The 9,055-nt window shown below is 73.7% G+C and carries 8 protein-coding genes; 7 read left to right on the forward strand and 1 reads right to left on the reverse strand.

Annotation, left to right across the window (positions count from 1 at the left end):
- Window positions 1–21 precede the first annotated feature (21 nt).
- From ACIBQZ_RS34345 to ACIBQZ_RS34370, 6 genes are all read left to right on the forward strand, one after another.
- Window positions 22–648, forward strand: coding sequence for a DUF4126 domain-containing protein (locus ACIBQZ_RS34345; protein WP_396093003.1), 627 nt, complete (start codon window positions 22–24; stop codon window positions 646–648).
- 8 nt (window positions 649–656) lie between these two features.
- Window positions 657–2,012 carry a hypothetical protein gene (locus ACIBQZ_RS34350; RefSeq protein WP_396093004.1) on the forward strand — a complete coding sequence of 452 codons (1,356 nt, stop codon included), beginning with the start codon at window positions 657–659 and terminating at the stop codon, window positions 2,010–2,012.
- Window positions 2,013–2,098: 86 nt separating this feature from the next.
- Window positions 2,099–4,729, forward strand: a complete 2,631-nt coding sequence (locus ACIBQZ_RS34355; RefSeq protein WP_396093005.1) for an FtsK/SpoIIIE domain-containing protein — start codon at window positions 2,099–2,101, stop codon at window positions 4,727–4,729.
- Window positions 4,716–5,453: a hypothetical protein gene (locus ACIBQZ_RS34360; RefSeq protein WP_396093006.1), complete on the forward strand. Its 738-nt coding sequence runs from the start codon at window positions 4,716–4,718 to the stop codon at window positions 5,451–5,453. Before ACIBQZ_RS34355 ends, ACIBQZ_RS34360 begins: the two co-directional genes overlap by 14 nt.
- A gap of 33 nt (window positions 5,454–5,486) precedes the next feature.
- A complete protein-coding gene (locus ACIBQZ_RS34365; RefSeq protein WP_396093007.1) occupies window positions 5,487–6,359 on the forward strand; it encodes an ABC transporter ATP-binding protein in 873 nt (290 codons plus the stop codon).
- Between the two features lie 99 nt (window positions 6,360–6,458).
- A complete protein-coding gene (locus tag ACIBQZ_RS34370) occupies window positions 6,459–7,262 on the forward strand; it encodes an ABC transporter permease (protein WP_396093008.1) in 804 nt (267 codons plus the stop codon).
- Here ACIBQZ_RS34370 and ACIBQZ_RS34375 read toward each other — a convergent pair.
- Window positions 7,259–8,107 (reverse strand): 3-hydroxyacyl-CoA dehydrogenase family protein, encoded by an 849-nt coding sequence (locus tag ACIBQZ_RS34375; protein WP_396093009.1) that lies wholly within the window; start codon window positions 8,105–8,107, stop codon window positions 7,259–7,261. The two genes, ACIBQZ_RS34370 and ACIBQZ_RS34375, sit on opposite strands and share 4 nt — an antisense overlap.
- Window positions 8,108–8,231: 124 nt before the next feature.
- Between ACIBQZ_RS34375 and ACIBQZ_RS34380 the strand changes: the two genes are divergently transcribed.
- Window positions 8,232–8,591: a hypothetical protein gene (locus tag ACIBQZ_RS34380; protein ID WP_396093010.1), complete on the forward strand. Its 360-nt coding sequence runs from the start codon at window positions 8,232–8,234 to the stop codon at window positions 8,589–8,591.
- Window positions 8,592–9,055 lie beyond the last annotated feature (464 nt).

Genomic DNA, 9,055 nt, shown 5'->3' on the forward strand with positions numbered 1-9,055 from the left:
CGGCGGTGCCATGCTGAGGACGTGCTCGAAGCGCTCACCGGTACCGGCCTGGCGGCATCCGCCGGTCTGAATGCCTACATCCCCCTGCTCACCATGGGTCTGCTGGCCCGATACACCGACGCCATCAACCTGCCGGGCGGCTGGCAGTGGCTCTCCAACGGCTGGGTCATCGCCATCCTGGCCGTGCTGCTCGCGGTCGAGGTGGTGGCCGACAAGATCCCGGTGGTCGACCACGTCAACGACATCGTGCAGACCGTGGTCCGGCCGACCGCCGGCGGGCTGGCGTTCGGCGCCGGCTCGTCGTCCGAGACGGTCACCGTCGCCGACCCCGGCGCGTTCTTCGGCTCGCACCAGTGGGTGCCGGTCGCGGCGGGCGTGATCATCGCGCTCTGCGTGCATGGGGTGAAGGCCGCCTCCCGGCCTGTGGTGAACGCCTCCACGGCCGGCATGGGCGCGCCGGTGGCCAGCACCGCCGAGGACTTCGGCAGCGTCGTGTTGTCCCTGCTGGCGATCCTGTTGCCGGTGCTGGTCCTGGTCGGACTCGTGCTGCTGGTGCTCGGCGGCTGGTGGGTGATCAGGCGACGCCGGCTGCGCAGGCGGGAACGGCAACCGCTGGAGGGTGTTGAGACCCGGCGTCTGTTTGGTTGACTGCTGCGGTGCCCGCGATCGCCGTACCCGCCTTCGCCCTGACCTGGTGGCTCGGTTGTTACCTGGTCGGGCGTGATCCCACCCGGGCGGTGCTGTGGCGCTCGGCCGGCGCCCTGGCCGGGTACGCGGTCGCGGTGGCCGCGTGGACCGTGAGCCCGGGCTCCGGCGCCGCGCAGGTGCTGCTCTGCGTGCCGGCCCTGCTCTGGTCCGGCGTCGCGGTGGGCCTGCTGCCGCCGAGCGCGCCCGAGCACCGGCAGGCCAATCGCGGCTGGCCGGTGCTGGCGCTGGTGTTCCTGCTGCTGGCCGCGGTGCTGCCGGGGGTGGGCAAGCTGGTCGCGCTGGCCCCGCTGGCCGGCGCGATGGTGCTGCTGCTGCGCTACCGCGACCGCGTACGCCCGGCCCCGCTGCCGTCGGCGCTGGCCGCCGCCGCGGTGCTCTACACGCTCGGCCTGATCGTGGTGCTGGGCCCGATCGACCTGGGCCCGCCCGAGGTGGTGCTCGCCGCGATCGGGCTCGACCTGCTGCTGATGGGCTATCTGGTGGCGGTGGCCGACGCCGTGGAGGCGGGCGAGCGGCTGTCGCCCGACCTGACCCGCGCCCTGCTGGCCGCCGTGCTGGCCGTCCTGCTCTGCGCCGGGCCGGCGGCGCTGACCATGCTGGCCGCGCCCGGCCGGCCGGCGGTGACCGTGCTGCAGTTCGTCCTGGTGGCCATGGTGCTCGCCGCGGTGGGCCTGGCCGGGCAGCTGCGCGCGGGCCTGGACCGGCTCGCGTTCCTGCACGACGAGGGGCTGCGGGCGAGCCGCAGCGCGTTGCTGCTGGCCGCCGACGCGCTCCCCCGGCGGCGCGAGCGACGCCGGATGCCCGCGCTGGACGCCGACGAGTTCCGCCGGCTGACCCGCCGGGCGCTGGAGGACTACGGCGACGTGGGGCGGCTGCTGCGCAACCCGCTGGTCGAACTGCCCACGGTGGACCGCCGGCTGGCCGCCCGGGGGCCGGGGGTGGCCGATCAGCCGCTGGTCCGGGCCGCGGAGCTGCGGGCGGTGCTGAGCGAGCACGTGGCGCGGCTCAAGCCGGCCGGGGCGTTCGGCACCACTGAGGAGTGGCGGTTCTACAACGCGCTGCACTACTGCAGCGTGCAGGGGCTGCGGCCGTACCAGCGCGGCCCGCAGCCGGAGGGCCTGGACCGGGACGCCCGCCGGGCGGTCGACTGGTTCCGCCGGTACGTGCCCCGGCGCTCGCTGCGCCGATGGCAGGCCGAGGGCGCCGCGATGGTGGCCGCGCAGCTCTGGCGCGACCTGGTGAGCACCGATCCGCGCTGGCTGACCGGGGCCGGCCCGAACGGCCGGCGGTTACCCGTGCGGTGACGCTTCGATAGCGACACGCGCCACTTAAGACCGTTAAGCACCCCAAACTGGTTAAAATCCCCCATCGTTGGATTCCGGGGGGTGCAGTGGGTAACCGCAACGCACTGGTCGCCGTCGTCCGGCAGGAGCTGGCCGAAGCGCGCGGCACCGCCCGAGCCGTGCTGGCCGCCGCCGAGTCGGCCCGGGGCGAGGCGCTGCGCCGCAAACAGCTGATCCGGGACGCGTACTCGACCTGCCTGGCCCAGCTGGCCGAGGCACGGGAGGCGGCCCGCGAGGACGTCCTGCGCCGGACCCGCACCGAGGCCGGCCGGCTGACCCGCGACGTCGAGTCCCTCGCCGCCCTGTACGCCTCCGGCGCGGCCGGCACCGCCTGGCGCTACTGGACCCCCACCGAGCCCGACCGGGTCACCCGTCCCGGGCTGCTGCGCATCGGCACGATCGGCTACGACCCCGGCGACGGCGAGCGGCGGCTGCCCGCGCTGGTGCCGCTGCTCGACCACGCCCACCTCAACCTCGCGGGCGACCCGGCGGCCGCCGACGGCGTCATCTCCGGCCTGCTGCTGCGCGCCCTCGGCACCACCCGCCCCGGCGAGGTCCGGCTCACCGTCTACGACCCCGAGCAGCTCGGCGGGACGCTGGCCGCGTTCGCCCCGCTCGGCAACGCCGGCCTGCTCTCGTTCGTCGGGCCGGGCGGGCTGGGTGCGGTGCTCGACGACCTGGTGGAGCAGATCTGCCGGGTCAACGAGACCGTGCTGGCCGGCGAGTACACGTCGCTGGCCGAGCTGACCGCGGCGACCACCGGCCCGCGCCCGGAGCCGTGGCGGATCATCGTGCTGCTGGCGGACGCCGAGCTGACCGCCGCCCAGCGCGCCCAGCTCGACCGGATCGTGCGCACCGGGGTGGCCTGCGGCGTGCACCTGGTGGTCCGCGGGCTGGACCTGGCGCCGCATCCCACGGTGGAGCGCATCGAGGTGCGTGCCGGCACCGCCACCTGCGACACCATCGGCGACCTGACCGTCCGGCTCGACAACCCGCCGCCCGCCGACCGGATCGCCGGCTTCTGCCGGCTGACGGCCGAGCGGCTGCGCCAGGGTCCGCCGCCGGCCCGCTTCGCCGACCTGGAGCCGGAGAAGCTCTGGCTCGAGTCGTCCGCGCACGGCCTGAGCGCGCCGATCGGGGACAGCACCGACGGCTCGCTGATCGCGGTGCCGCTCGGTGACGACCCGCCGCACGCGCTGATCGGCGGCCCGTCCGGCTCCGGCAAGACAAACCTGATCTACGCCTGGATCGGCTCGCTGGCCGCCCGGTACGGCCCCGAGGAGCTCGCCTTCTACCTGCTGGACTTCAAGGAGGGGGTGTCCTTCGCCCGGTTCGCGCCGGGGCCGCGCGACCCGAGCTGGCTGCCCCAGGTGCGGCTGGCCGGGATCAACGTCAACGGCGACCGGGAGTTCGGCCTGGCGATGCTGCGCCACCTCGGCGAGGAGCTGCGGGCCCGGGCCCAGGCCGCCAAGCGGTACGAGGCCTCGAAGCTGGCCGAGCTGCGCGCCGAGGACCCGGGCGGGCACTGGCCGCGGATCGTGGCCGTCATCGACGAGTTCCAGGTGCTGCTGGCCGGCCGCGACGCGCTCGCCGACGAGGCCGTCACGCTGCTGGAGGACCTGGCCCGGCGCGGCCGTTCGCAGGGCATCCATCTGGTGCTGGCCAGCCAGGACGTGTCCGGCATCGAGGCGCTGTGGGGCCGGTCCGGGCTGATCGGCCAGTTCACCCTGCGGATCGCGCTGCCCAAGGCGCGCCGGATCCTGGCCGACACCAACCTGGCCGCGGCCGTCATCCCCCGCTTCCACGCGGTGGTCAACGCCGACTCCGGCGCCGCCGGCGCCAACCACATCGTCCGGCTGCCCGACGCCAGCGACCGGCAGGCCTGGCGCACCCTGCAACGCAAGCTCTGGCACCGCCGGCCCGACACCTGCGCGCCGCCCCGGCTCTTCGACGGTGACGCGGTGCCGCGGCTGCCCGAGGCGTACCGGCCCGCGGGGCGGGTGCCGCACTCCGGCGGTGACATCGGCTCGTCCCCGGGCGCGGTGCTCGGCGAGCGGATCGACGTGGCGGCCCGGCCGGCCCGGTTGCGGCTCGGGCGGATGCCGGGGCGCAACCTCGCGGTGCTCGGCACCCGTACCCATGAGGCGTGTGACGTGCTCGCGGCGGCGGCGCTCTCGCTGGCCGCGCAGGGACCGGCCCGGTTCAGCATCGTGTGCCTGGACCCCGGCGCCGAGCGCTCGGCCGCCCGGCTCGTCGCCGAACTGCCCCAGGCCGACTGGTACGGCCCGGCCGACCTCGACCAGTTCTTCGACGGCCTGGCCCCGGACGGCGTCCCGCACTACGTGCTCGGCTACGCCCTGGATGCCGCCGGTGCGGCCTGGCGGGAGCGCTGGCGTGCGCTGCTGACCGACGGGCCCGAGCAGCGGATCCACGTGCTCGGCTGGTGGCGGTCGGTGCCCCGGCTGCGCGACGACCTCGGCGGCATCGGCGCCCGGCTGGACACCATCGGCGCGTGGGTGGCCCTCGACGTGCAGGGGCCCGAGCTGAGCCCGCTCTCCCCGCAACCCGGCGGGCCGGCCTGGTATCCGCGGGCGCGCCGGGCACTGTTCTTCGACCGCTCGGTGCACCGCCATCCGGAAGTGATCATCCCGTACGAGGTGAACAGTGACCACACGTGACCGCGACTACCAGGTGATGATGAGCGCGTTGGCGGATGTCGCCCGGCGGCGGGACGCGGCGCTGGCGGATGCCGAGCAGGCGTACCAGACCAGCGCGGCGCAGGCCGCCGGCGAGCTGGCCCGGGCCGAGGGCGACGCGATCTCCGCCGACCGCTGGGCGGGCGCCGCGGCGGCCCAGGTGCTCGACGTGGACCGGGAGGCGGCCCGGCTCTGGGACCAGCTGCGCCGGGCGCCGGGCGTGCGGGTCCGGGCGCTGGGCGAGCTGCCCGACCCGCTGTCCATCGAGTCCCTGCCCCGCACGGCGCTGGAGAGCGGGCCGGACTCCGGCGCCACGCTGCCGGCCCCGCGGCAGTCGGCGCGCACGCTGCTGGCCCGGGCGGCCGGGCGGATCGACGTGACCGTGCGCCCGGCCCTGCGCCGGTCACTGCCGCGCTGGGCGCTGCCGCTGCTGCCGCTGCTGGGCGCGCTGGTGGCCGGGCTCTGCGGGCTGGTCGCCGCCGGGTTGGTGACCTTCGGCGGTACGGGGATCCCGGGCGGGGCCGTGCTGCGCGGGCTGGGCTGGCTGGCGTTCCTGCTCGCGCCGTCGGCGGGCGTACCGCTGGCGGCGGCCCTGGCGCACCGCAAGCTGCACGCCCGGCTCGACATCGGCGGGATCGGGCTGACGCTGATCGGCGGCATGCTGGCGGCGACCGTCCTCTCGGTCACCTTCGCCTCCTCGCGCTGACCTCCCGGCGGCCGCGTCGTAGGGTCTCTGCTCATGAGCGACTCTGCGATCGAGGTCGATGGCCTGCGCAAGCTCTACGGCGGCACGGCCGCCGTGGACGGCCTCGACCTCACGGTCCGGCGGGGTGAGATCTTCGCGCTGCTCGGCCCGAACGGCGCCGGCAAGACGACCACGATCGAGATCCTCGAGGGCTACCGGCAGCGCGACGCGGGCACGGTGACCGTGCTGGGCGTCGACCCGGCGGTGGTGCACGGCCGGGGCACCCGGACCGATCCGGCGGCCCGGCGCTGGCGCGAGCGGGTCGGCATCGTGCTCCAGGGCACCGGCGAGTTCGACGAGCTGACCGTGGGCGAGGTCGTCACGCACTTCGCCCGCTTCTACCCGCGGCCCGACGACCCGGCGGCGGTGATCAACCGGGTCGGGCTGACCGGCAAGACCACCGCCCGCACCCACACCCTCTCCGGCGGCCAGAAGCGCCGGCTGGACGTGGCGCTGGGCATCATCGGCCGCCCGGAGCTGCTCTTCCTCGACGAGCCCACGACCGGCTTCGACCCCGAGGCGCGCCGCGAGTTCTGGGCGCTGATCCGCGATCTGGCCGCGACCGGCACCACCATCGTGCTGACCACGCACTACCTGGAGGAGGCGGAGGCGCTCGCCGACCGGGTCGGGGTGATCACGGCGGGGCGGCTGATCGCGGTCGACACCCCACGGCAGCTCGGCAACCGGGACTCCGCGCTGGCGACCGTCTCCTGGCGTACCCCGGAAGGAACCTGGGAACGCGCGCAGAGCGCGACGCCGACGGCGCTGGTGGCCGACCTGGCCGCGCGGTACGGCGGCGAGGTGCCCGGCCTGACGGTCACCCGGCCGACCCTGGAAGACGTCTACCTCACCATGATTACGACATGATCGACTGCACCGGAGCGAAGCGGAGGGCCAGGAGAGCATGTCCATTCGGCACAACGACATGATCGACTGCACCGGAGCGAAGCGGAGGGCCAGGAGAGCATGTCCATTCGGCACAGCGTCATGAACCTCGGGCTGCGGCAGGGCGCGCTGGAGATCAAGCAGTTCCTGCGCAGCCGCGAGCAGGTGATGTTCACGCTGGCCTTCCCGGCGATCCTGATCCTGGTGTTCGGCTCGATCTTCAAAGGCGAGATCGGCGACGGGGTCAAGTTCACCCAGTACTTCGTCACCGGCATGATCGCGACCGGGCTGATGACCGCCGGGTTCCAGGCGCTGGCCATCCAGATCCCGCAGGAACGCGACCGCGGGGTGCTCAAGCGGCTGCTCGGCACGCCGATGCCGCGGTGGGTCTACTTCGCCGGCAAGGTGCTGATGGTGGCGTTCATCGCGGTGCTGGAGACGGTGCTGCTGCTGACCGTGGCGACGCTGCTGTTCGGGCTGGACCTGCCGGACACCGCGGCGAAGTGGCTGACGTTCCTGTGGGTGTCGGCGCTGGGCATCACCGCGTGCACGCTCTGCGGGGTGGCGTTCTCGTCGCTGGCGCGTACCGGTCGCAGCGCACCGGCCGTGGTCACCCCGGTCGCGCTGATCCTGCAGTTCATCTCGGGGGTCTTCTTCGTCTTCACCAGCCTGCCGGGCTGGATGCAGAACGTCGCCGCGGTCTTCCCGCTGAAGTGGATGTGCCAGGGGCTGCGCTCGGTCTTCCTGCCGGCGTCGTTCGGCCCGCGCGAGCCCGGCGGCTCCTACGACCTGGGCACGGTCGCGATCGTGCTGGGGGTGTGGTGCCTGGTGGCCCTCGTGCTGTGCCTGACCACGTTCCGCTGGACCACCAGGCGCGACGGCTAGTAGGTGTAGAAACCCTTACCGGTCTTCCGGCCGAGGTCGCCGGCGGTGACCATGCGCTGCAGCAGCTCCGGCGGGAAGAACTTCGCGTCGCCGGTGTCCCGGTGAATGTTGGTCGACGCGTTGAGCATGACGTCCAGGCCGGTCAGGTCGACGGTGGCCAGCGGGCCCATGGCATGCCCGAAGCCCAGCTTCATCACCGTGTCGAGGTCGGCGGCCGACACCACGCCGGACTCCACCAGCGAGATCGCCTCGACCAGCAGCGCGGAGAAGAGCCGGTTGGAGACGAAGCCGGCCACGTCCCGCTTGACCTCGACGCAGGTCTTGCCGACCTGCTCGGCGAAGTTGCGGGCCTCGGCCAGGGTCTCGTCCGAGGTCTGGTAGCCGCGGACCAGCTCGACCAGCTTCATCATCGGCACCGGCGAGAAGAAGTGGATGCCGACGACCGATTCGGGCCGGGAGGTGACCGCCGCGATCTGGGTGATCGGGATGGCCGAGGTATTGGTGCCGAGCACCGCGCCGGGCTTGCAGATCTTGTCGAGCGCACGGAAGACCTCGTGCTTGGCCTCCAGCTTCTCGAAGATCGCCTCGACCACCACGTCGGCGTCGGCCATCGCGTCCAGCTCGGTCGTGGTGGTGATCCGGGCGACCGCCGCCTCGGCGTCCTCGGCCGAGATCTTGCCCTTGGTGGCGAAGCGGCCCAGGGACTCCCGGATCGCCGCCACCCCCCGGCTCAACGAGGCCTCGTCCAGGTCCCGCATCGTGACCTGCCAGCCGGCCTGCGCCGCCACCTGGGCGATGCCGGAACCCATCAGACCGGAGCCGATGACCGCGAGTCGACCCGCCATGTGTGTTCTCCTTCTCCACGTTGAGGTAACGCCCACAGCCTAGCCGCCGTACTTAACGGAGACTCAGGGCCTCGATCGGGGCAAATCCCGGGTTTTCCCACGTCGCCGGTGCCAGACTGTGCCCATGCCACCAAGCGACGGCTGGTACCTCCTCGGGCCGTTCATCGCCGTCGCGCTCGTCGGGTTCCTCGGCGCGATCTTCTGGCGGATGGGCCTGCAATGGACACAGGCCCGCGAGGAGGACCCGCTCCGCGAGCTCTACGCGGGCCTGGCCATCTTCGGCGAGGCCGAGGACTACGGCCTGCTCTGCCCGGCCGCGGCGACCGACGACCCGGACATCGCCGAGGAGATCCGCACCCTGCTCGCGGCCGCGGGCATCCGCTCGACCTCCGCGGTGCGCCCGGACGGCCGGCTGCTGGTGCTGGTCTTCCCCGAGGAAGTGGACGAGGCCCGGCGGCTGGTCGGGGGCTCCCCGGCGCTCTAGGCGAGCTGTCCACGAGGGGCGGCTCAGTCCTTGACGAGGTGTGCCGACAGCGGCGTCGAGGGCTGATCACCGTCGTCTCGGCGGCGGAGCGGGGTCCTGCCGCATCTTCCGTGCATCCGGGCTCCCGCGTGCATCCCGGCTCCCGCCTGCCCGCCTCCCGCCTGCCGCGTCCCCTCTGCCGCGTCCCCTCTGCCGCGAGCCCGGCGCCCACGTGCCCGCTCCCACGTGCCCGGCTTCCGCGCGTGCCCGGCTTCCGCCCTTACTCGCCGCCGGTGGTGCGCGGCTCGGTTGCGGTTTCGGCGCCAGCAGCCCCGTCTCCCCACCGGGAACCCGCCTGGCGTGGATCGTGTAGCACTGCGGTTCGCTCCGCACCGCCGAGTAGCCGGAGGGAGTTTCACCCTCCGGCCCTCACAGATCCGTACGTGACAGTCTCCTGTCATACGGCTCTTGTCGTCCTGATCATC

The sequence above is a fragment of the Actinoplanes sp. NPDC049599 genome (genome assembly GCF_044465625.1).
Lineage (GTDB): Bacteria > Actinomycetota > Actinomycetes > Mycobacteriales > Micromonosporaceae > Actinoplanes.

Coding starts and splice junctions, on each gene's coding strand:
- ACIBQZ_RS34365 (WP_396093007.1), top strand. CDS start 5,487: ATGAGCGACTCTGCGATCGAGGTCGATGGCCTGCGCAAGCTCTACGGC.
- ACIBQZ_RS34375 (WP_396093009.1), bottom strand. CDS start 8,107: ATGGCGGGTCGACTCGCGGTCATCGGCTCCGGTCTGATGGGTTCCGGC.
- ACIBQZ_RS34380 (WP_396093010.1), top strand. CDS start 8,232: ATGCCACCAAGCGACGGCTGGTACCTCCTCGGGCCGTTCATCGCCGTC.
- ACIBQZ_RS34370 (WP_396093008.1), top strand. CDS start 6,459: ATGTCCATTCGGCACAGCGTCATGAACCTCGGGCTGCGGCAGGGCGCG.